Raw genomic sequence first — 22,102 nt, 5'->3', positions numbered from 1 at the left:
TTTGAGTTGCCTGTGCCGCCCTCATCGCCGGCAAGCCGGCTCCCACAGGTGATGCGGACTGATCGGGCATAAAAAAGGGCCGTCGAAACGGCCCGAATATCCCTGCTATGGCTAAGAGCAATGCAACGAGGATCCTTAACGATTAGGTTGCGGAGTCAGACGCAGATAGGGCTTCACGGCGCGGTAGCCTCTGGGGAAGCGCTGCTTGATTTCGTCCTCATCCTTCAGCGACGGCACGATTACCACTTCGTCACCGTCCTGCCAGTTACCTGGTGTGGCGACCTTGTGGTTGTCGGTGAGCTGCAGCGAGTCGATCACCCGCAGGATTTCATTGAAGTTGCGCCCGGTACTGGCCGGATAGGTGATGGTCAGGCGCACCTTCTTGTTCGGGTCGATGATGAACAGCGAACGCACGGTGAGGGTGTCGCTGGCGTTGGGGTGAATCAGGTCGTACAGGTCGGACACCTTGCGGTCGGCGTCGGCGATGATCGGGAAGTTGACCACGGTGTTCTGGGTTTCATTGATGTCATCGATCCAGCGGTGGTGCGAGTCGACTGGGTCCACCGACAGCGCGATGGCCTTGACGCCGCGCTTGGCGAAATCGTCCTTGAGCTTGGCGGTCAGGCCAAGCTCGGTGGTGCACACCGGGGTGAAGTCGGCCGGGTGGGAGAACAGCACACCCCAGCTGTTGCCGAGCCATTCGTGGAAGCGGATCTTGCCTTCGCTGGAATCCTGTTCGAAGTCGGGGGCGATGTCGCCGAGTTTGAGGCTCATGGGGTGCGGCTCCTGTGCTGTGTCTGCCTTGTGGGGTTCAATGTGCCTGCATCCGATGCAAAACAAAAAGAATAAATATTGATTTATTTATAACTGGATGGCATACGAAATTGAGGGCACAAAAAAGCCTCGCACTAGGCGAGGCTCTTTTTGCAGCTACGACTTACAGGAAGCTGTAAGTGTAGTTGACGATGAAGCGAGCTTGGTCCTTGTCAGCGCTGCTTTCTTCGCTGCCACGGAACACGCCTTGACGCAGGCTGAAGCCCAGGCCTTTCAGAGTGCCTTCCTGGATAACGTAGTCGATGCGCGCATCGCGCTCCCACTCGTTGTAGGTGCCGTTACCAGACTTCAAGCGAATGTCGTCACCACGCAGGTAGGCCACCGAAGCTTTCAGGCCTGGCACACCCAGGCTGGCGAAGTCATAGGAGTACTGGCCGAAAGTAGTGTTCTCACCAGCACGGGCGAACTGGTTGATCATGCTGTCGGTGAACAGGTAGAAGCTAGCGCCACCAGCGCCTTCCAGGCCGGACGTGAGGCCGTCCTTACGAACGTTACCCTGGTTCAACCAGACAAAACCACCGTCGTCACCAACCTGCTGGTGACCGAGCATCAGCGAGTGGCCACCCAGGGTGTAGGTGAACATTGCCGACCAGGTCTTGTTGTCGACTTCGCCAGCGTTCTTGGCATAACCGCTGTTGTTGCCGAATGCATAGCCAGTCTCACCGTTCTTGCCATCCTTGCTGCTGTCGAAGTAGCGCAGGTCGGTTTTGAAGGACTGATTCTGGTCAATCTGGTAGACGTGGGTCAGGCCCAGGAAGTGCTGCTTGTAGTAGTCTTCCAGGTTTGAGTAGTAGTACTGCAGGGTCAAGTCTTTAGTGACCTTCCAGTCGCCGCCCGCGTACTGGAATTTGTTGCTATCACGGAAAGCACCGGTGCCGGAAACAGCTAGACCTGTACGGTTGCTCGAAGCTCGGCCCATCGCATGGGTCAATTGACCGGCGTTGAGGGTCAGATTGTCGATTTCCTTCGACTGAATGGTGCCACCTTCAAAAGTTTGAGGCAGCAGACGGCCGTCGTTGGATACCAGGATCGGCAGGTTCGGCGCCAGTGCGCTACCGAAGTGGGCTTCCGTCTTCGAGAAGCGAGCCTTGGCGTTGCCGCCGATGCGAGCCCAGTTGTGGACTGCGGAGCCATCGGAGTCACTTGGGAAGAAGGAGTTGTCGGCGTTCGGGCGGCTACCACGACCACCATCCAGGTGAATGCCCCACAGCGCCTGAACATCAACCCCGAAACCTACAGTGCCTTGGGTGAAGCCGGACAGGTAGTCCAGCTTGAAGCCCTGACCGGACTCTTCCTGGTCAGTACCACCGGTTTCACGGTTGTCATCATTGAAATACATGGTGCGCGAGCTCAGGGACAGCTTGCTGTCCTCGATGAAACCGGCAGCGCCTGCTTGTTGGGCGAGAACCCCCAGTGCCACGGCCAGGGCCAGGCTGGACTTGTACATGTTTTGCTCCTCTACGTTCTAATTTTTGTAGATCTCTGGTGGCCGGGTCTGATGCCCCGCTCACCATGGATTGGCGATTTAGTCCCAAAGAGTGACCGTCTAGTCAATGGTTACTAAACATTTCTCGACTTTGGTCTAAGGCGCCGTCTGGGCTACAGGATAATGACAATCCTATAAATCCAAAATGACCGTTTTATGAATTTGTAAGACTTTTGCGGAATAAGGTAGGAACCTTTACTGCCAAATGTTGTATCGACAACGAAAATCATACCTTTAGGTTATGTGCAAACGTTTGCCGAGATGCTAGCTGCCGACTACCCCTACAAAGGGAATAAAGCCTAGCAGCCACTCCCTATTCCGCCAGTTGCCCCTACATCCCTTGACAAGGGTTAAAACGTTTGGCTCCTAAGCTAATTCCAAAAAGTTATTTATTTCTGATTTCTTAGATCATCTAGTCTTCTCGCCATCCATCCCAACGATTGCCTGACGAGGAGTTCAACCATGATCCCGCACGCTCCGCTGCGCTTGTTCGCCGCCCTGACCCTCGCCAGCGCCAGCTGGTTGGCCCAGGCTGCCGACCTGACCGTTGCCTACCAGACCACCGTCGACCCGGCCAAGGTGGCCCAGGTCGATGGCGACTATGAAAAAGCCAGCAAGGCCAGCATCGACTGGCGTAAATTCGATAACGGCGCCGACGTGATCACCGCCGTGGCCAGCGGTGATGTGCAGATCGGCTACCTGGGTTCCAGCCCGCTGGCTGCCGCCGCCACCCGCAAGCTGCCGGTCGAGACCTTCCTGATCGCCACCCAGATCGGTGCCGGCGAGGCACTGGTCGCCCGCGACAGCATCAAGAGCCCACAAGACCTGATCGGCAAGAAAGTCGCGGTGCCTTTCGTCTCTACCGGCCATTACAGCCTGCTGGCCGCACTCAAGAGCTGGAACATCGACCCGTCCAAGGTGCAGATCCTCAACCTCGCGCCACCGGCGATCATCGCCGCCTGGAAGCGTGGCGACATCGACGCCACCTACGTTTGGGACCCGGCTCTGGGCGTGGCCAAGGAAAACGGCAAGGTGTTGATCACCTCGGGCGAGCTGGCCGAGAAAGGCGCACCGACCTTCGACGCCTGGATCGTGCGCAAGGACTTCGCCGCCAAGCACCCGGACGTGGTCAAGGCCTTTGCCAAGGTCACCCTGGATGCCTACGCCGACTACCGCAAAGACCCGAAAGCCTGGCTGGCCAACCCCGACAACGTCGCCAAGCTGGCCAAACTGTCCGGCGCCAAGCCATCTGACATCCCGGTGCTGCTGCAGGGCAACGTCTACCCGCTGGCCGCCGACCAGGCCAGTGCGCTGGGCGCGCCGACCACCCAGGCGCTCACCGACACGGCCACCTTCCTCAAGCAGCAAGGCAAGGTCGACGCGGTGCTGCCTGACTACTCGCCGTACGTCAGCGCCCAGTACATCCCCAACTAAGACTGCAACCGACCGGAGCCTGTCATGGCCTTGCTTGAACTGGAGCGCATCAGCGCACAGTACCCCGGCGCCACCACCCCGGTGCTGGACGATATCAACCTGAGCCTGGGGCCACGCCAGCTGCTGGTGGCCCTCGGGCCATCCGGCAGCGGCAAGACCTCTTTGCTGAACCTGATCGCAGGCTTCGTCGCCCCCAGTGGCGGGCGCATCACCCTCGATGGCGTGCCGGTGCAAGGCCCCGGCGCCGAGCGTGGCGTGGTGTTCCAGGATGACGCGTTGCTGCCTTGGCAGAACGTACTGGGCAACGTCGCCTTCGGCCTGGAGTTGGCCGGCGTGCCGCGTGCAGAGCGCGAAGCCAAAGCCCGCGAGATGCTGGCCTTGGTCGACCTCGAAGGCTTTGGTGAGCGACGCGTCTGGCAGTTGTCCGGCGGGCAGAAACAGCGCGTGGGCCTGGCCCGGGCGCTGGCCGCCAACCCCCGGGTGTTGCTGATGGACGAGCCGTTCGGCGCCCTGGACGCCTTCACCCGCGAACAGATGCAGGAGTTGCTGCTGCAGGTGTGGCAGCGCACCGCCAAGCCGGTGTTCCTGATTACCCACGACATTGAAGAGGCGGTGTTCCTGGCCAGCGAGTTGGTATTGCTGGCCCCGAACCCCGGGCGTGTGGTCGAACGTCTGCAGCTGGACTTTGGCCAGCGCTACGCCGCAGGCGAATCGGCCCGGGCGATCAAGTCCGACCCGCGCTTCATCGAAACCCGCGAGCATGTGCTGGCGCGGGTGTTCTCCCAACGTGAAACCACCCGCCGGGAGGCATCCGTATGAGCAGCCTTGAGTTGCCGGTTGCCGCCAAGCGCAGCGCACCCACTGCCAAAGCCCGCAAGCCACTGGCGACCCGCTGGATCAGCGCCCTGACCCTGGGATCGCTGCTGCTGGTGTGGTGGCTGGTCACGGCCGCCGGCTGGATCGAACCCCTGTTCCTGCCCTCGCCTGCCGACATTCTGGCCAAGGCCTGGACCCTGCTTACCCAAGGCTACATGGACGCCAGCCTGTGGCAGCACCTGGGCGCAAGCCTGGGCCGCATTGGCCTGGCGCTGATTGCCGCAACGCTGACTGCTATCCCGGTCGGCATCGCCATTGGCTACAACCGCGTGGCGCGCGGCATCCTCGACCCGTTGATCGAGTTCTACCGCCCGATTCCACCGCTGGCCTATCTGCCACTGATCGTCATCTGGTGCGGCATTGGCGAGCTGTCCAAGGTGCTGCTGATCTACCTGGCGATCTTCGCCCCGATTGCCATCGCCACCGCCACCGGTGTGCGCACGGTCGACCCGACCAAGCTGCGTGCCGCGCAATCTTTGGGCGCCACCAAGGCACAACTGATTCGCCATGTGATCCTGCCAAGCGCCCTGCCCGACATCCTTACCGGCATCCGCATCGGCCTGGGCGTCGGTTGGTCCACCTTGGTGGCTGCCGAACTGATCGCTGCCACCAGCGGCCTGGGCTTCATGGTGCAGTCCGCGGCGCAGTTTCTGGTCACCGACGTAGTGGTGCTGGGCATTTTGCTGATCGCGCTGATCGCCTTCGCCCTGGAGATGGGCCTGCGCGCCCTGCAACGCAAACTGGTGCCCTGGCACGGGCAAAGCCACTGAACCATGAGTGACCACGCCGGCACTCCGGCGCCTACAACGAGAAAAGACATGAGCCTGACCGTTACCCCTCTCAGCCCGGCGCTCGGTGCGCAGATCAGTGGCGTGGATATCTGCCGCGAAATCACCGTCGAGCAACGCGACGCCATCGAGCAAGCGCTGCTCAAGCACCAGGTGCTGTTCTTCCGCGACCAGCCGATCACCCCTGAACAGCAGGCCCGTTTCGCTGCCCGCTTCGGCGACCTGCACATTCATCCGATCTACCCGAATGTGCCACAAACCCCGCAGGTGCTGATTCTCGACACGGCAGTGACCGATGTGCGCGACAACGCGGTGTGGCACACCGACGTGACCTTCCTGCCAACCCCGGCGCTGGGCGCGGTGCTCAGTGCCAAGCAGTTGCCGGCCTATGGTGGCGACACCCTGTGGGCCAGTGGCATTGCGGCCTTCGAGGCGTTGTCGGCACCACTGCGTGAGATGCTCGATGGCCTGACCGCCACCCATGATTTCACCAAGTCGTTCCCGCTCGAGCGCTTTGGCACCACAGCTGAAGACTTGGCGCGCTGGGAAGCGACCCGCCGCAACAACCCGCCGCTGTCACACCCGGTGGTGCGTATCCACCCGGTGAGCGGGCGCAAGGCGTTGTTCGTCAACGAAGGGTTTACCACGCGGATCAACGAATTGAGCGAGCTGGAGAGCGAAGCTCTGCTGAAGCTGCTGTTCGCCCATGCCACGCGACCGGAGTTCAGCATTCGCTGGCGTTGGCAGGAGAATGACGTGGCGTTCTGGGACAACCGCGTGACCCAGCATTTCGCGGTGGATGACTACCGGCCGAACCGGCGGGTGATGCACCGGGCGACCATTCTGGGGGATGCGCCGTTCTGAGCGGACACAATGGGGCTGCAATGCAGCCCTTCGCAGGCTTCGCCAGCTCCCACGATTACACAGTCCCCAGGGTAGTTGGCTCGTGATGATCCCGTGGGAGCTGGCGCAGCCTGCGATGGGCCGCGAAGCGGCCCCAAAGCACCTACCTGACCAGATGCAGGTACTGCATGTGCCGCTCGTACTGGTCGAGGATGTCGTTGATGATCTGCTCCTTGCTGTAGCCCACCAGGTCGTAGTTCTGGCTGCCCTCGCTCAGGTGCACCTCCGCCCGGTAGTAGCGGCGGTTCTTCAACTCCTGAGTCCCCAACCCACCCAGCGCGAACGACGGCGTGAAGTACCCGCGCATCTGCACCTGGTAAATGAACGGCTGCTCATCGCCATGGCCAATCTTCAGGCTGACATTGTCGTGGCTCGGGTCATCCTGGGTAATCAGCACCAGGCCCTTCTGCTCGAACACTTCGCGCACCTCGGCAATCGCCGGACGCACCACGTCATCCATGAAGCGGTACACCTCGTCGCGTGACGGGAAGTGCACTGCCTGGCTCAAACGCTGACGCCAGCCACCGCGCCCACGCCGTGACTGTGCAAACGGCGCCAGCGAATGCATCTGCGCAATCTGCCGCTGGGACTCCAGGTAAAACGCCTTGTGCAACCCCCACATCATGCACAGCAAGATCAACGAGAACGGCAGCGAAGTCAGTACCACCGCCGACTTGAGCGAATCGATACTGCCGGCGAACAGCAGCCCGCTGGTGATCAGCGCCGTCATCGCGCCCCAGAAGATACGCAGCCAGTTTGGCCCGTCCTCGTCGGCACCGCCGCCTTTGGCAGACAACGTCGACAGCACCACCGTGCCCGAGTCGGCCGAGGTGACGAAAAACACGAAGCTGATGAACACAGTCACCGCGATGACCGTCTTGCTCCAGGGGTAGGTTTCCAGCAGCAGGTACAGGCTCATCGACGGGTTATCCAGCGCCGACTGGCCGAGGGCGGTCATGCCGTGGTTGATCACCTGGTCCAGGGCGCTATTGCCGAAGATCGACATCCACGCCAGGGTGAAACCCAGCGGAATCAGCAACACGCCGAAGACGAACTCGCGAATGGTCCGGCCGCGGGAAATCCGTGCGATGAACAAGCCCACGAACGGCGCCCAGGCAATCCACCAGGCCCAGTAGAACACCGTCCAGCCGCCGAGCCAGTCGCGGTTCTCGCCATAGGCGTACACATCGAAACTCTTGCGCGGCAAGGCGCCGAGGTAGTCACCTAGGTTCTGGATCAGGGTGTTGAACAAGTGCTGGGTAGGCCCGGCGAACAGCACGAACAGCAGCAACGCGCAGGCCAGGAACAGGTTGATGTCGCTCATCACCCGCACGCCTTTTTCGACGCCGGCCACTGCAACGGCAACCGCCGCGCCCATCATCAAGGTGATGAGGATGACCTGCACCCATTGGCTGTGGCTGATACCGAACAGGTAGTCGAGCCCGGCATTCAGGTGCAGCACCCCAAAGCCCATGTCGGCGCCCAGGCCGAATACCGTGGCGATGATACCGAAGCCGTCCACGGCATAGCCAATGGGGCCGTTTATGCGCTTGCCAATCAGCGGGTACAGCGCCGAACGCAGGGCCAGCGGCAGGTTGTGACGGTAGGCGAAGTAGGCCAGGGCCATGCCGACGAAGGCGAATACCCCCCAGCCATGCAGGCCCCAGTGCAGGAACAGGATCTGCATCGCCTGGCGCCCGGCTTCCGCGGTGCCCGCCTCGCCCTGAGGCGGTTGCAGCATGTGGGTCAGCGGCTCGGAGACGCAGAAGAAGAACAAGGTGATGCTGATACCGGCGGCGAACAGCATGCCGGCCCAGGACAGGTAACTGAATTCGGGTTCGTCGTGGTCGGCACCGAGCTTGATCTTGCCGTAGCCGGACAAGGCGGTGACCACCACGAAGACCAGGTACAGGGTCATCGCCAGCATGTAGTACCAGCCGACCGTGTTGGCCGCCCAGTTCTGGGCTGCCAGCAGCCACTCACCCGAAGCTTGCGGGAAAGCGATGACCACCAGGCCAAACAGCAGGATGAAACTTGCCGCGAAGTAGAACACCGGGGGGTTCATGCGGATCTTGCCATTGGCAAGGGAAGCGGTCGGTGCACTCATTGGGCGTGCACCTCGTCGAAGGACGTGAGGTTCGGATTGAACGGGTTCAGCAAAGGAATCCTCCTGTTGAACACCGGCAGCGGACCAGCGTTTTTCATTGAACAAGCGTTCAAGTTAAACATGGATCGGGATTCAATGCGAACCGAGGGGCTGATTGGCATATGCAGGGTCGGCCTCTTCGCGGGTAAACCCGCTCCCACAGGTACCCCACTGAATTTGAGGGCAGCGGGGTACCTGTGGGAGCCGGCTTGCCGGCGATAGGGCCGGAGCAAGCAACAAAAAGCTTAGGTCAATTCTTGTCCTGGCAATCCAACTGTAGATTGGCCTGGGTAATGTTGCTCTCGGCCGGTACGCTGCGGGTCAGCCACACATTGCCGCCGATGGTCGAACCCTTGCCGATGGTAATTCGCCCCAGGATGGTCGCCCCGGCGTAGATCACCACGTCGTCCTCGACGATCGGGTGGCGCGCCAGGCCTTTGTGCAACGTCCCCGACTCATCGCTGGGGAAGCGCTTGGCGCCGAGGGTCACGGCCTGGTAGATGCGCACCCGCTCGCCGATGATCGCGGTTTCGCCAATCACCACGCCGGTGCCGTGGTCGATGAAGAAACTCGGGCCAATCTGCGCACCGGGGTGGATGTCGATACCCGTGGCCGAGTGCGCCAGTTCCGAACTGATCCGCGCCAGCAACGGCAGGCCAGCCTGGTACAGGTGGTGCGCCAGGCGGTGGTGGATGATCGCGAGAATGCCGGGGTAGCACAGCAAAACCTCATCCACGCTGCGCGCCGCAGGGTCGCCGTGGTACGCGGCCAGCACGTCGGTGTCGAGCAGCACGCGCAGGTTAGGCAATGCGGCGGCGAAGTCCTGGATCAGGCGCAAGGCGTGGGCATCAACCGTACTCAGGTCGCCCTTGTTCTGGCGTGCGGCGTAGCGCAGCTCCAGGCGGGCCTGGGCCAACAATGCCGTCAGGGCCGCATCGAGGGTATGGCCGACATAGAAGTCTTCACTTTCTTCACGCAGGTCCACCGGCCCCAGGCGCATGGGGAACAGCGCTCCGCACAACTGCTCGAGGATGTGCCGCATGGCCTCGCGCGAGGGCAGTTCGCGGCCGCCCTGCTCGCCGCTGCTGCGGCCATTGCGGGTGCGCCACTGCTCCCGGGCGCTGCGCAGGCCGTTGACGATGCCCTGCAGTTGCCAGTGCCCAGTTGATGGTTGTTCGCTCACGGTGTTCTCCTGCCGATGTTCTTGAAATGCTCGCTTGCCCTGTAGGATCCGGCTTGCCGGCTCCTACAGGGCAAGTGCCAGGCGTTTGATCCACGATACGCCAAATCTCCCCCTTGGAAAAAACAACGCTTTATTCCATCCTGAGCTAACTCGGGTATAAGCCATTACAAAAATAGGTTTTAGAATAAGAGCCTTATTTTTTATTATTTCCCGAACTATCAAATACACCCCTATAGTCGCCACCCACCACTTCCACAACAAGCGCGGGGCCTGCCATGTCGAAATTTGCCAAACCGCTTCTCAACGCCACCCTGGCTGTCCTGCTGGGTGCCGGCCTGCTCAGCCAGGCCTTCGCCGGCGAGCAACTGAAAACCATCCAGGAAAAAGGCGTGATCAACGTCGGCCTGGAAGGCACTTACCCACCCTTCAGCTTCCAGGATGAAAACGGCAAGCTGACCGGCTTCGAAGTGGAGCTTTCCGAGCTGCTGGCCAAGGAGCTTGGGGTGAAAGCCAAGGTCCAGCCGACCAAATGGGACGGCATCCTCGCGGCACTCGAGTCCAAGCGTCTGGACGTGGTGATCAACCAGGTGACCATTTCCGAGGAGCGCAAGAAGAAGTACGACTTCTCCGAGCCTTACACCATCTCCGGCATCCAGGCACTGATCCTGAAAAAGAAGGCTGAGCAGCTGAACATCCAGAAGGCTGCGGACCTGGCGGGCAAAAAGGTCGGCGTGGGCCTGGGCACCAACTACGAGCAATGGGTGAAAAAGGACGTCCCGCAAGCCGACGTGCGCACCTATGAAGATGACCCAAGCAAGTTTGCCGACCTGCGCAACGGCCGTATCGACGCCATCCTGATCGACCGCCTGGCCGCGCTGGAATACGCACAGAAAGCCAAGGACACCCAACTGGCCGGCGATGCGTTCTCGCGCCTGGAGTCCGGTGTTGCCTTGCGCAAGGGTGAACCTGAGCTGCTCGCAGCCATCAACAAGGCGTTGGACAAGCTCAAGGCCGATGGCACGCTGGCCAAGCTGTCTGAAAAATACTTCGGTGCCGATGTCACTAAATGATCGCTGAAAGCCTGCAACTCGTTGTCGACTCCACGCCCTTCCTGCTGAAGGGCGCGGGTTATACGGTGCTGCTCAGTGTCGGCGGCATGTTCTTCGGCCTGCTGCTGGGGTTTGCCCTGGCACTCATGCGGCTGTCGAAGATCCTGCCGCTGAACTGGCTGGCACGCGTCTACGTGTCGTTCTTCCGCGGTACACCGCTGCTGGTGCAGTTGTTCGTGATCTACTTCGGCATGCCGCAGATCGGTATCGAGCTCGATCCGATTCCGGCATCGCTGATCGGCCTGTCACTGAACATGGCGGCCTACATCTGCGAAATCCTGCGGGCAGCCATCTCGTCGATCGACCGTGGTCAGTGGGAAGCCGCTGCCAGTATCGGCATGACCCGCACCCAGGCCATGCGCCGGGCCATTCTGCCGCAGGCATTGCGCACTGCGCTGCCGCCCTTGGGTAACAGCTTCATCTCGCTGGTCAAGGACACCGCCCTGGCGGCGACCATCCAGGTGCCCGAGTTGTTCCGCCAGGCGCAGCTGATTACCGCGCGCACCTTCGAAGTGTTCACCATGTACCTGGCTGTTGCGGTGATCTACTGGATTCTCTGCAGCATCCTCGCGCACTTCCAGAACCGTATGGAAGCGCGGGTCAACCAGCACGACCAGGAGCATTGAGCATGATCGAAGTAAAAGGCCTGACCAAGCAGTTCAAGGGCCAGACCGTGCTCAACGGTATCGACCTGACCGTGCAGCCCGGCGAGGTGGTTGCCATCATCGGCCCCAGCGGCTCGGGCAAGACCACCTTCCTGCGCTGCCTCAACCTGCTGGAAACGCCGGATGCCGGGCAGATCCAGATCGGCAGCATCCGCATCGACGCCAACCGCACCCTGGGCAGCCAGCAAGGGGCGATCCGCCAGCTGCGCCAACAGGCCGGCTTCGTGTTCCAGAACTTCAACCTGTTCCCCCACCGCACAGCCCTGGAGAACGTGATCGAGGGGCCAGTGATCGTCAAGAAAACACCCCGGGCACAAGCGATCGAGTTGGGGCGCAGGCTGTTGGCCAAAGTTGGCCTGGCCGGCAAGGAAGAGTCCTACCCTCGGCGTCTGTCTGGTGGCCAGCAGCAGCGGGTCGCCATTGCCCGAGCCCTGGCCATGGAGCCTGAGGTCATCCTGTTTGACGAGCCGACCTCGGCCCTCGACCCCGAGCTGGTGGGTGAAGTACTGTCCACCATCCGCGGCCTGGCCGAGGAGAAACGCACCATGATCATCGTCACCCACGAGATGAGCTTTGCTCGCGATGTGGCGAATCGTGTGATTTTCTTCGACAAGGGCGTGATCGTGGAACAGGGTGAGGCCAAGGCGTTGTTCGCCAGCCCCAAGGAAGAGCGCACGCGGCAATTCCTGCGCAAGTTCCTGGGCACCACAGCAGCAGACTGAAACCCGGCAACCGGCCTGCTGATGTATCAGTCGGCCGGCTGTTTGAACACGTAGAACAGGTTCGGCTCGCTGACCAGGTAGATGGCCCCTGCTTCATCCATGGCGATGCCTTCTGCCTGGGGAACGGTCTCCTTCAAACCCTGGTAGCCCTTGCGCAACGACAAGGTACTCAGCGGCTTCCCTTCCACATCCAGCTCCAGCACCAGCCGGGACTCATCCGAGAGCGCCAGCAAATGCCCGCTGCGTTCATCGAACTGCAAACTCGACAAGTCCCGCACAAACAGCCGTGAATCACGCTTGCGGTCCTGTACTACATGCACGGCGTACGGCTGGCCTGGGTTCTCATGCGGGAAGCCGTGAATCTCGTAGATCATCATCGGGTCGCGTTCCTTGGCCACGAACAGGCGTTTACCCGCCGAGTCATAGGCCAGGCCTTCAAAGCCCTTGTTGCCGTTCAGTCCGATGCCGAGGCTCAGTTGCTCGGCATCATTGGCATCGAGGAACATCGTGTCGTCATCCAAACGCACGCGAATCAAACGTTGCTGGCGTTCATCGGTGATCACATAGCTGTTGGGGCCGACATACTCCACGGCCTCCGGGTCGCCAAATCCGGTCAACGGCACCCGGCGCAGGATACGGCCATCCAGCGAAAGCTCGATCAGTTCGGAACGTGCATTGGTGACGGTGAAGAGGGTCTTGCGATCGGGGTCATAGGTCAGCGCGGAAAGGTCATCGTCCAGCCCCTCGACAGGCTGCGCCTCTACCACCACCTGGTAGCGATCCAGACCAATGCTCTGTTCTGCGGGCTGCAACCAGGTCTTGAGGTTGAACCAGCCCCGCTCGAACAGACGAAACTCATGGCCAGCCAAGGCCAGCACGCACAAGGCGAGCAGGCCAAGAGTAGCGAAGATCAGTGGCAGGCGAATGAAACGGCGCATAACGGCAGACTCGACGTGAGGGTGGCGAATCTAACCATGAACAACTGAAGTAAAGCTTAATGCTGGCGTAAGAATGGCCTTAAGTTGCCATCAGTTCTTTCTGAAGCGATAGAACAGGTTGGGTTCACTGACCATGTACAGGTTGCCTTGGTCATCCATGGCCACACCCTCGGCGCGCGGCACGGTGTCTTCCAGGCCGTTGAAACCGCCGAGCAGCGTCATGAAGCTGACCTGCTGGCCTTGTTCATCCAGCTCCAGCAGCATGTTGGAGTCGGACGACAGCACCAGCAGATGGCCGGTACGCGGGTCGACGCCAAGGGCCGACAGGTTGCGCAGGTCCAGCTCGTCATTGGGCAGCGACTGCTTTTCGCCTTTCAGAGGGCTGCGCCCATCGGTGCTCCAGGTAAACAGCTTTGGTGGGCGTTCCTCACCGATCACCAGACGCTGACGCATCGGGTCCCAGGCGACCGCCTCGAAGCCCTTATTGCTCTTCACCGACTCACCCAGGTCGTAGCTTTGGAAGTCGGTTCGGTTCAGCGACGTCGTGTGCGCATCCACCTTGACCAAAGTCAGGTCGTGGCGACGCTCGTCGACGATGGCCAGCTGGCCATCTTCCAATACAGCAACGCCTTCCGGGTTTTCCCAGCCATTGAGCGGCATCTTGCGCAGAACATCGCCATCAAGGCTCAGTTCGACCAGGAACGGGTTCTTGCCCATGACGGCAAACAGGGTGCGGGTGCGAGGGTTGAAAGACAGGTCAGATGCCTCGTCGTCCTCCATGCCCGGCAAAATTTTGCCGTCGATATCCACCTGGTAGTCAGGTAGCCAGACACTCTCGCTTTGCTCGGCTGTGCTCTCGAAACCTTCCTTGACCCAGAGCAGCCCCCGGTCGTCCCAGTGCATGGCCACTGCCACGCCGTAGCCAATCACTGCCGCTAAGGCCAGGCCGAACGGCCAGCGCAGGAAGAAGCGACGCTTGGGGCGTGAGTTGGCGGGGGCGCTGGAGGTGGGGGCCATGCAGAATGTTCCTGAAAAATACCGGGGTCACGCGGCTGCCGGCAGATGGACGATAATCAGCGCATTATCCAGATCGTTTGTGAAAAAACTGTCTTGTTTGGGGGCTGATGGCCCTATCGCCGGCAAGCCGGCTCCTACAGGAGCCGACAGGCACGGTAGTCAGAGCACACGGCTTTCGAAGCGGCTCACACCCGGTAGCTCGAGCACCAGCTCATCGCCCACGTTGAACGGACCAACGCCAGCTGGCGTGCCGGTGAGGATCACATCGCCCGCCTGCAGGGAGAAATGTGCGGCCATGTACTGGATGATCGGCACGATAGGGTTGAGCATCATCGCGCTGTTGCCATCCTGGCGTACTTCACCATTGATGGTCAGGCGTACCGGAATGTCGGTGACGTCCTCGAAGCTGGCCGCCGAGACGAACGGTGGCAACACGCACGCCCCGTCGAAGCTCTTGCACAGCTCCCACGGCAGGCCCTTTTCCTTGAGCTTGGCCTGCACATCGCGCAGGGTCAGGTCCAGGGCAGGTGCGTAACCCGAGATGGCGTCGAGCACTTCTTCCTCAGTCGGATTGGTGGACAGCGGCTTGCCCAGCAACACGGCGATTTCCGCCTCGTAGTGCACCGAACCGCGGTCGGTCGGGATCTTGAAACCGCCTTCCAGCGGCACCACGCAGCTGCCCGGTTTGATGAACAGCAGCGGCTCGCTCGGAATAGGGTTGTCCAGTTCCTTGGCATGCTCGGCATAGTTGCGGCCGATGCACACCACCTTGCCCAGCGGGAAGTGGATGCGCGTGCCGTCTACGTACTGGTGCTGGTAACTCATGGCCGACTCCTCTGGCTACTGCTTTTTATTCAGGAGCGAAGATCTTACCCGGATTCATGATGCCGTTAGGGTCGAAGACGGCCTTAATTGCCTTCATGCAGGCAATTTCTTCAGCTGAGCGGCTGTAACCCAGGTAGTCGCGCTTGGTCATGCCCACGCCGTGCTCGGCAGAGATCGAGCCGTTGTAGCGTCGCACGATCTCGAACACCCACTTGTTGACCTTGGTGCAGGAGGCGAAGAAGTCGTCCTTGCTCATGTGGTCGGGCTTGAGGATGTTCAGGTGCAGGTTGCCGTCACCGATATGGCCGTACCAGACCACTTCGTAGTCCGGGTAGTGCTCACCGACGATGGCATCAATGTCACGCAGGAAAGCCGGCACCTTGGAAACCGTGACGGATATGTCGTTCTTGTAAGGGGTCCAGTGGGAGATGGTCTCGGACAGGTACTCGCGCAGCTTCCACAGGTTCTTCAGCTGGGTCTCGCTCTGGCTCATGACCCCATCCAGCACCCAGCCTTGCTCGACGCAATGCTCGAAGGTGGCCAGGGCCTCGTTGGCGACTTCCTCGGTACTGGCCTCGAACTCCAGCAGCGCATAGAACGGGCAGTCTGTCTCGAACGGCGCTGGCACATCGCCGCGCCCCATGATCTTGGCCAGGCCCTTGTCGGAAAAGAACTCGAAGGCGGTCAGGTCCAGCTTGGCCTGGAAGGCATGCAGCACCGGCATGATCGAGTCGAAGTCCGGCGTGCCCAGCACCATCGCGGTGAGGTTGCGCGGTGCGCGGTCCAGGCGCATGGTTGCCTCGACCACGAAGCCCAGCGTGCCTTCGGCGCCGATGAACAACTGGCGCAGGTCGTAGCCGGTGGCGTTCTTGATCAGGTCCTTGTTGAGTTCAAGCAGTTCGCCCTTGCCAGTGACCACCTTGAGTCCGGCGACCCAATTACGGGTCATGCCGTAGCGAATCACCTTGATTCCACCGGCATTGGTGCCAATATTGCCGCCAATCTGGCTGGAACCGGAGGACGCGAAGTCCACCGGGTAATACAGGCCTTGCTCTTCGGCAAACGACTGCAACTGGCGAGTAATGACACCCGGCTGGCAGACCACGGTGCGGTCGAAGGCGTTGAAGTCGAGAATCTGGTTCATGTAGTCGAAGGCGACCACCACCTCGCCGTTGGCGGCCACGGCCCCGGCAGACAGCCCGGTACGCCCGCCGGAAGGCACCAGCGCGACCCTGTAGCGGTTGGCCCAGCGGACGATGGCCTGCACCTGTTCTACAGTCTTGGGGAAGACGATGGCCGTAGGCGCTGGCGGGTAGTGCTTGGTCCAGTCCTTGCCGTACGCTTCGAGGGAAGCCGCGTCGGTCAGGACCCTGCCAGGGTCGACCAGGGTCTTCAGTTCATCAATTACCGCCGGGTGGGTCATCGCTGGAACTCTCGACTTATTCATAGTCACCCTGAGCACTCTTCACCTGTCGGGATAAGCTCAGATTGTGTCGCGTATGCTAGCATAGCCCCCCTGCTGTTCGTGCTAAGGCCGACACCGCGCCGCTTTACCCTCTCGCCATTTTTTCTCCGGGATACAGGTTTACGCAGATGAGCAAGACTTCTCTCGACAAGAGCAAGATCAAGTTCCTTCTTCTTGAAGGTGTGCACCAGAACGCGGTCGATACCCTCAAGGCTGCCGGCTACACCAACATCGAATACCTCACTGGTTCGTTGCCTGAAGCCGAGCTGAAGGAAAAGATCGCCGATGCCCACTTCATCGGTATTCGTTCGCGCACCCAACTGACCGAAGAAATCTTCGACTGCGCGAAGAAACTGGTCGCCGTCGGCTGTTTCTGCATCGGCACCAACCAGGTCGACCTCGAAGCTGCTCGCGAGCGCGGCATCGCCGTGTTCAACGCACCTTACTCCAACACCCGTTCGGTAGCCGAACTGGTACTGGCCGAGGCCATCCTGCTGCTGCGCGGCATCCCTGAGAAAAACGCCTCCTGCCACCGTGGTGGCTGGATCAAGAGCGCGGCCAACTCGTTCGAGATCCGTGGCAAGAAGCTGGGCATCGTCGGCTACGGCTCGATCGGTACCCAACTGTCGGTCCTGGCCGAGAACCTGGGCATGCAGGTCTACTTCTACGACCCGCTGACCAAGCTGCCGCTGGGCAATGCCGTTCAGGTCACCAGCCTCACCGAACTGCTGGGCCTGGCTGACATCGTCTCGCTGCACGTGCCTGAGCTGCCGTCCACCCAATGGATGATCGGCGAGAAAGAAATCCGTGCGATGAAAAAGGGCTCGATCCTGATCAACGCCGCCCGTGGCACCGTGGTTGAGCTGGACCACCTGGCCGCTGCGATCAAGGACAAGCACCTGATCGGCGCCGCCATCGACGTATTCCCGGTCGAGCCGCGCTCCAACGACGAAGAGTTCGAAAGCCCGCTGCGTGGCCTGGACAACGTGATCCTGACTCCGCACATCGGTGGTTCCACCGCCGAAGCCCAAGCCAACATCGGCCTGGAAGTGGCCGAGAAGCTGGTCAAGTACAGCGACAACGGTACCTCGGTATCCTCGGTCAACTTCCCTGAAGTGGCCCTGCCAGCGCACCCGGGCAAGCACCGCCTGCTGCACATCCACGAAAACATCCCTGGCGTACTCAGCGAGATCAACAAAGTCTTCGCCGAGAACGGTATCAACATCTCCGGTCAGTTCCTGCAGACCAACGAGAAAGTGGGTTACGTGGTAATCGACGTTGACGCCGAGTACTCGGACCTGGCGCAAGAGAAGCTGCAGCACGTCAAGGGCACCATCCGCTCCCGCGTTCTGTTCTAAGCGCTCGCAGCGTAACGAAAAAAGGCGGCCTTCGATGAAGGTCGCCTTTTTTTGTCGCCTGTTCCGGCCCTTTCGCGGGTGAACCCGCTCCCACAGGTTCAGCGCTGCCATTAAGGGCGGTGAAATCCTGTGGGAGCGGGCTTACCCGCGATGGGAGCAACCGTTACTTCACGGTTACAGTAACTTTCTGCGACTCGACGCTCGGCTTGAACGGCACGTGATACTGGTCGCCCAGCACCAGCTGCAGGGTGTGCTTGCCCGGCGTCAGGGTAATGGTCGCTTCGGTCTGCGCCTTGCCGAAGTGCAGCACTTGCGGGCCGGCCGGCAGCGGCGCGTTGTTCGCTGGCATCAGGCTGGTAGGCAATGGCTGATCGGCAGCCGGTGCCTTGTCGACATCCACCAGCAGGTGGTGGTGGCCGGTGTGCGGGGTCTGGTCGCCAGCGGGCTTGAGCGCCATGCCTTCGATGCCGAATTTGACGGTGAAGGTTTTGTCGACCGTGGCGCCATCGGCGGGGGAAACGATGAAGACCTTGGCATCCTTGGGCGGCTCCTGGCTCTTCAGCGCATCTGCGGCACTGGCGAGCACCGATACTCCCATCAGCAGACCGGCAACGGCAGCACGCGAAAATAGGCTGTTCATTCACTTCTCCTGTGATTCACTTATTGACCGCGGCCTGTAAACGAATGGCGGCGGTAGTTCACCATAGCCCACAAAGAGAAATATTTCAGTTAGGGTTAAACCTCGCCAAGGCTTCAAGGTCATAGGCTGCGCTCGACCGCGACGAGGAAGAAAGTCGCGGCGAAGGTTATTCATCTGCCAAAGAAAAAGGGGCATTCATGCGTTCGACCATAGGCGTACTGCTGGCAGTACTGATCACTCCATTGGCTCAGGCCGAGCTGATAGACGAAATCGCCGACCGGGGCGAATTGCGGATTGCCGTGCAGGCTGACAACAAACCTTATGCCTTCAAGGAGAACGACCGCCTGACGGGCTTTCAGATCGAGTTCGGCCAGGACCTGGCCCGAGAGCTGGACTTGCGCGCCGAGTTCATCGAAGCCCCTGCAGCCGATGTGCTGCCGGGTGTAGAGAGCGGCAAGTTCGATGTTGCTCTGCCGGTGCAGGAGGAAGAACCTGCCGCCAACGGCCCGTTCGATGTCAGCCAGCCCTATGGCGAGAAACACCTGGTCATCCCGTTCCAGAAGAACAACCCGGCCTTCGAAAGCGCGCTGAACAATGCCTTGCAGCGCCTCAAAGACCGCGGCCGCATGGCGGAACTGGAACAGAAGTGGTTCAAGGCTGATCAGCCAGCCGAGCCAGCGCCTGCTGCGCTTGCTCCAGCTCCAGCTCACTGAACACCAGCACGCCCTCGCGCCGTAGCAAGGCCGTGGTTACCCCCTCTCCTGGCACCTTCACCCCGCTGAAGGTGCCATCGTAGGTCAGGCGATTGCCACAGGACGGGCTGCCCGACTTGAGCACCGCCACCCCAATGCCATGCTGGCGCACCAGGGCCAGGGCCTGCCGGGCTCCGGCCAGAAAGGCGGCGCTGACATCCTCACCGCTCACCGTCAGCACCTGCACCTCGCCGTCGAGCACTTCACCACCCTGCCCGCCAGGAATCTCCGCAGGCGGGCGTGGCGTCGGCAAGCCGCCAGCCACTTCCGGGCATAAAGGCACCACCCGGCCTTCGGCCTGCCAGCGCTGCAATACATCAGGATGCCCGCTCGTACGGCCGTCATAACGCACCGGTTGCCCAAGCAGGCAGGCGCTGACCAGCACCTTGTGCAGGTCAGAAGGGTTCGTTGCCACGGCGACGGAACCAGCCCGTCAGCGACAGACGCTCGCGCCCGGCCGGCAAGACTTCATGGGGAACATCACCCGAAAGGAACACCACCAGGCAACCGGCCTGCGGCATGACATCGTGCTCGACCTCATCGGCCAGGAACATGCGCAACTGGCCGCCGTCCTGCGGTTGCCAGTCTTCATTGAGGTAGAACACCGCCGAAATGGCACGTCGGTCATCGTCGCGGAAGCGGTCCAGATGCCGACGATAGAACGCGCCTGGCGGATACAGGGCGAAATGGCACTCGAAGTCCTCCAGCCCCAGGAACAGGCTGCGGTTGATGGCTTGGCGCAGGCAGTCCATGGCTTCGAGATAGCGATCGCAGGCCTCGGCTTGACCGGGGTCGATCCACTGGATCTGGTCACCGCGAATCGCCTCGCGCACCTCCTGGGAAGCGCCGCGCCCAACCCCGGCCGGGTTTAGCTCGCCCTCGGCATGACGGCGCCGACACTCGGCCGCCAGGGCACGCACCAGGTCGGCTGGCAAGAAAAGGGCCTGCTGCGACCAGCCACGGGTGGCCAGGTCATCGACGACGGCCGACAGCATCGGGTGTTCAGGTGAGATGTGCATGGCGCGCATCATATCCATTCGCCATGACCACGCACAGCGCCACTTGGCTGAGAACCGCTCTGATATCTCGACAAAAGACTGCCGAGCCAAGGACAATAGCCACCTGCCGACAGGAGTCCTGAATGCACCGTCTGTTTTCCCTGCTTCTGATGATGATCTGCACCATGCCTGTCTGGGCAGACAGCCTCGATCAACTGTACAAAGCCGCCGGCTGGCCCGACCAGCGCGCCCATTTCAACGATGCCCTGACTGCGGCCCAGCAACGCTACCGCAACAGTTTGCCGCCTGCCGTCTACCAGGCGCTGGTCAACAACAGCAACCAGCGTTTCCAGGCCCAGGCCATGGATCGCCGTGCCCAGGCCCAACTGCGTGCCACCCTGCCCAATCCTTCACCGGCACTGGCCTTCTTCCAGTCGCCGCTGGGACGCAAGGTGGTGGCGGCCGAGTTGCAGGCCACCCGCAAGGACCAACTGGCCAAGAACGCCAAGGGTCTGCCGAAGGTCCAGGCCAGCGACGACCGCCTGTTGATCATCGGCCACCTGGCCCAGGCCCTGCCTGCCCGCGAGGCTGGTGCTGAAGTCAGCCTGGCGATCGCCGGTGTCGCCGCCGACAGCCTCAGCTCGATGATCCCCGGCCTGTTCGGTGGCGGTCAGGCCCAAGGCATGCTCGATGGCCAACGCCAGCGCCTGATGTCGCAAATTGGCGAAGATTTGAACAACACGCTGTTGTACGTCTACCGCGACCTGTCCGATGCCGAGCTGGAACAGTTCGCCACCTTCGCCGAATCGCCCGAAGGCAAGGCCTACTACCAGGCTGCCCTGGCTGCCGTGCGGGCGGGCCTGGCGGTCGGTCGAAGCGCCGACGACCTCAAGTAATCACGCCAGCCGCTGGTCAATGAAGGCGAAGTAGCGCTGGCGGATGCCAGGCAATTCGTTGGCCAGATGGTGCCGCGCTTCCGGCAACATCAGAATCTGCGGCTCGTGGAATTTGGCCTTGAGCACCTTCAGGTTGTGCTGCCAATCCACCGTGCCATCCGCCTCGCCTTGCACGATCAGCGGCTGCCGTGTGCTACGCGGCGCCGCCTCGATGCGCTTGACCCACGCCACCAGTGCCCCGACCCAGGCGGTAGGCAGGCGCCGTGGCTGCAGCGGGTCGGCTTCGAGGAACGGTAAAAAAGCCGGGTCGTTGGTGTTCTCGCTGAAGCGCCGCTCGATGCCGTTGACGAAGTGGCGCAACACGCAATAGCTCAATTTCGACCAGCGCCAACCCTTTGGCCGCACCAATGGCGCCAGCAGAATCACCTGGCCATCGGAAGGGCTCTGCACGCCTTTGTTCAACACGTGGTCGATCACGATTGCCCCACCCGTGCTTTGCCCGCACAAGTGCCATGGGCGTGGCAGCTCCAGTGCGCGCGCCTGCTCGAACAAGGCATCGAGCACCTGCTGGTATAGCGAAAAATCCGTGATGCTGGCGCGCTCGCCACTGGACAAGCCATGGCCTGGCAGGTCGCAGCTGATCACCGCGTAACCCAGGCCCAGTGCCCATTCGATCACATGCCGGTAAAGGCCCATATGGTCGTAGTAACCGTGCATCAGAAACAGCGTTGCCACGGGCTGCGGCGGTAGCCAGGCCTGCCCCACCAACTCGAATCCCGCCGCCCGGAAGCCACCCAGCCAGCTGTGCGCCGGCAGGTCGAGTCCGTAGAACCGCTGGTAATCCTGCGCTTGCACAGACAAGGGCTGACGAGCAGTCAGTGGCGCAAGGCTGGTACGCAAGTGGTCGGGGTGGAAAGCAGCGGGCATCGGGGGCATCCACGGTAGAGCGAGTATTGATCTGGGATATTCAGCTCTGAGCTTGCTCGTGGCAAGCTTGCAAGGAACAAACCGTACCTTTCCTGAATAGGCCTGCTGCGCAGGCCATCGCTGGCAAGCCGGCTCCCACA

22 protein-coding genes are annotated in these 22,102 nt (G+C 61.3%); 10 read left to right on the top strand and 12 right to left on the bottom strand.

Features of this window, described 5'->3' with window-relative positions; all coding sequences use genetic code 11:
- Nucleotides 1-135: 135 nt before the first annotated feature.
- Nucleotides 136-774, bottom strand: a complete 639-nt coding sequence (locus PspTeo4_RS22595) for a peroxiredoxin (RefSeq protein WP_322366071.1) — start codon at nucleotides 772-774, stop codon at nucleotides 136-138.
- A 163-nt stretch (nucleotides 775-937) separates the two neighbouring features.
- Nucleotides 938-2,281 (bottom strand): OprD family porin, encoded by a 1,344-nt coding sequence (locus PspTeo4_RS22590; protein ID WP_322366070.1) that lies wholly within the window; start codon nucleotides 2,279-2,281, stop codon nucleotides 938-940.
- Between the two features lie 501 nt (nucleotides 2,282-2,782).
- On the opposite strand from PspTeo4_RS22590, the gene tauA reads away from it, so the two are divergent.
- Genes tauA through tauD form a run of 4 tightly spaced genes read left to right on the top strand, consistent with a single transcriptional unit; the run spans nucleotide 2,783 to nucleotide 6,282 of the window.
- Nucleotides 2,783-3,754 carry a taurine ABC transporter substrate-binding protein gene (gene tauA, locus PspTeo4_RS22585; RefSeq protein ID WP_322366069.1) on the top strand — a complete coding sequence of 324 codons (972 nt, stop codon included), beginning with the start codon at nucleotides 2,783-2,785 and terminating at the stop codon, nucleotides 3,752-3,754.
- 24 nt (nucleotides 3,755-3,778) lie between these two features.
- A complete protein-coding gene (gene tauB, locus PspTeo4_RS22580; RefSeq protein WP_322366068.1) occupies nucleotides 3,779-4,573 on the top strand; it encodes a taurine ABC transporter ATP-binding subunit in 795 nt (264 codons plus the stop codon).
- The gene (gene tauC, locus PspTeo4_RS22575; protein WP_322366067.1) at nucleotides 4,570-5,400 is read left to right on the top strand and encodes a taurine ABC transporter permease TauC; all 831 of its coding nucleotides are present in this window, start codon (nucleotides 4,570-4,572) and stop codon (nucleotides 5,398-5,400) included. The genes tauB and tauC overlap by 4 nt, the downstream gene beginning before the upstream one ends.
- A gap of 48 nt (nucleotides 5,401-5,448) precedes the next feature.
- Nucleotides 5,449-6,282 (top strand): taurine dioxygenase, encoded by an 834-nt coding sequence (gene tauD, locus PspTeo4_RS22570; RefSeq protein WP_322366066.1) that lies wholly within the window; start codon nucleotides 5,449-5,451, stop codon nucleotides 6,280-6,282.
- Between the two features lie 142 nt (nucleotides 6,283-6,424).
- Here the strand turns inward: tauD and betT are convergent, their stop codons facing one another.
- Nucleotides 6,425-8,386: a choline transporter BetT gene (betT, locus tag PspTeo4_RS22565; RefSeq protein ID WP_322366920.1), complete on the bottom strand. Its 1,962-nt coding sequence runs from the start codon at nucleotides 8,384-8,386 to the stop codon at nucleotides 6,425-6,427.
- A gap of 331 nt (nucleotides 8,387-8,717) precedes the next feature.
- A complete protein-coding gene (gene epsC / locus PspTeo4_RS22560) occupies nucleotides 8,718-9,650 on the bottom strand; it encodes a serine O-acetyltransferase EpsC (RefSeq protein ID WP_322366065.1) in 933 nt (310 codons plus the stop codon).
- Between the two features lie 275 nt (nucleotides 9,651-9,925).
- Between epsC and tcyJ the strand changes: the two genes are divergently transcribed.
- From tcyJ to tcyN, 3 genes are read left to right on the top strand one after another with little or no spacing between them, the layout of a single operon-like run.
- On the top strand, nucleotides 9,926-10,720 hold the full coding sequence (tcyJ, locus tag PspTeo4_RS22555; RefSeq protein ID WP_322366064.1) for a cystine ABC transporter substrate-binding protein: 795 nt from the start codon (nucleotides 9,926-9,928) through the stop codon (nucleotides 10,718-10,720).
- A complete protein-coding gene (gene tcyL / locus PspTeo4_RS22550) occupies nucleotides 10,717-11,385 on the top strand; it encodes a cystine ABC transporter permease (protein ID WP_322366063.1) in 669 nt (222 codons plus the stop codon). The genes tcyJ and tcyL overlap by 4 nt, the downstream gene beginning before the upstream one ends.
- Nucleotides 11,386-11,387: 2 nt before the next feature.
- Complete coding sequence (gene tcyN, locus PspTeo4_RS22545; RefSeq protein WP_322366062.1) at nucleotides 11,388-12,146, top strand: L-cystine ABC transporter ATP-binding protein TcyN; 759 nt, start codon at nucleotides 11,388-11,390, stop codon at nucleotides 12,144-12,146.
- A gap of 26 nt (nucleotides 12,147-12,172) precedes the next feature.
- Here the strand turns inward: tcyN and PspTeo4_RS22540 are convergent, their stop codons facing one another.
- From PspTeo4_RS22540 to PspTeo4_RS22525, 4 genes are all read right to left on the bottom strand, one after another.
- Nucleotides 12,173-13,084, bottom strand: a complete 912-nt coding sequence (locus tag PspTeo4_RS22540; RefSeq protein ID WP_322366061.1) for an SdiA-regulated domain-containing protein — start codon at nucleotides 13,082-13,084, stop codon at nucleotides 12,173-12,175.
- Nucleotides 13,085-13,174: 90 nt separating this feature from the next.
- On the bottom strand, nucleotides 13,175-14,101 hold the full coding sequence (locus PspTeo4_RS22535) for an SdiA-regulated domain-containing protein (RefSeq protein ID WP_322366060.1): 927 nt from the start codon (nucleotides 14,099-14,101) through the stop codon (nucleotides 13,175-13,177).
- 159 nt (nucleotides 14,102-14,260) lie between these two features.
- The gene (locus PspTeo4_RS22530) at nucleotides 14,261-14,926 is read right to left on the bottom strand and encodes a fumarylacetoacetate hydrolase family protein (protein WP_322366059.1); all 666 of its coding nucleotides are present in this window, start codon (nucleotides 14,924-14,926) and stop codon (nucleotides 14,261-14,263) included.
- Between the two features lie 25 nt (nucleotides 14,927-14,951).
- Nucleotides 14,952-16,349: an FAD-binding oxidoreductase gene (locus PspTeo4_RS22525; protein WP_322366919.1), complete on the bottom strand. Its 1,398-nt coding sequence runs from the start codon at nucleotides 16,347-16,349 to the stop codon at nucleotides 14,952-14,954.
- 170 nt (nucleotides 16,350-16,519) lie between these two features.
- Between PspTeo4_RS22525 and serA the strand changes: the two genes are divergently transcribed.
- Entirely contained in the window at nucleotides 16,520-17,749 is a 1,230-nt protein-coding gene (gene serA / locus PspTeo4_RS22520; RefSeq protein WP_322366058.1) for a phosphoglycerate dehydrogenase, read from the top strand.
- Nucleotides 17,750-17,912: 163 nt separating this feature from the next.
- On the opposite strand, the gene PspTeo4_RS22515 is transcribed toward serA, so the two are convergent.
- Nucleotides 17,913-18,389 carry a DUF4399 domain-containing protein gene (locus PspTeo4_RS22515; RefSeq protein WP_322366057.1) on the bottom strand — a complete coding sequence of 159 codons (477 nt, stop codon included), beginning with the start codon at nucleotides 18,387-18,389 and terminating at the stop codon, nucleotides 17,913-17,915.
- 197 nt (nucleotides 18,390-18,586) lie between these two features.
- Here PspTeo4_RS22515 and PspTeo4_RS22510 point away from each other — a divergent pair, with 197 nt between their 5' ends.
- Nucleotides 18,587-19,102 carry a transporter substrate-binding domain-containing protein gene (locus PspTeo4_RS22510; protein WP_322366056.1) on the top strand — a complete coding sequence of 172 codons (516 nt, stop codon included), beginning with the start codon at nucleotides 18,587-18,589 and terminating at the stop codon, nucleotides 19,100-19,102.
- Here PspTeo4_RS22510 and PspTeo4_RS22505 read toward each other — a convergent pair.
- Nucleotides 19,041-19,556 (bottom strand): DUF523 domain-containing protein, encoded by a 516-nt coding sequence (locus PspTeo4_RS22505; protein WP_322366055.1) that lies wholly within the window; start codon nucleotides 19,554-19,556, stop codon nucleotides 19,041-19,043. The genes PspTeo4_RS22510 and PspTeo4_RS22505 overlap by 62 nt on opposite strands.
- Nucleotides 19,537-20,169, bottom strand: coding sequence for a 2OG-Fe(II) oxygenase (locus PspTeo4_RS22500; RefSeq protein WP_322366918.1), 633 nt, complete (start codon nucleotides 20,167-20,169; stop codon nucleotides 19,537-19,539). Before PspTeo4_RS22500 ends, PspTeo4_RS22505 begins: the two co-directional genes overlap by 20 nt.
- Nucleotides 20,170-20,282: 113 nt before the next feature.
- Between PspTeo4_RS22500 and PspTeo4_RS22495 the strand changes: the two genes are divergently transcribed.
- Nucleotides 20,283-21,035: a DUF2059 domain-containing protein gene (locus PspTeo4_RS22495; protein ID WP_322366054.1), complete on the top strand. Its 753-nt coding sequence runs from the start codon at nucleotides 20,283-20,285 to the stop codon at nucleotides 21,033-21,035.
- Here the strand turns inward: PspTeo4_RS22495 and PspTeo4_RS22490 are convergent, their stop codons facing one another.
- Nucleotides 21,036-21,962, bottom strand: a complete 927-nt coding sequence (locus tag PspTeo4_RS22490) for an alpha/beta hydrolase (protein WP_322366053.1) — start codon at nucleotides 21,960-21,962, stop codon at nucleotides 21,036-21,038.
- Nucleotides 21,963-22,102 lie beyond the last annotated feature (140 nt).

It is taken from the genome of Pseudomonas sp. Teo4 (genome assembly GCF_034387475.1).
Classification (GTDB): Bacteria; Pseudomonadota; Gammaproteobacteria; order Pseudomonadales; family Pseudomonadaceae; genus Aquipseudomonas.
Note: the sequence above shows the minus strand (reverse complement) of the source record. Positions and strands in the feature narration are given on the sequence as shown.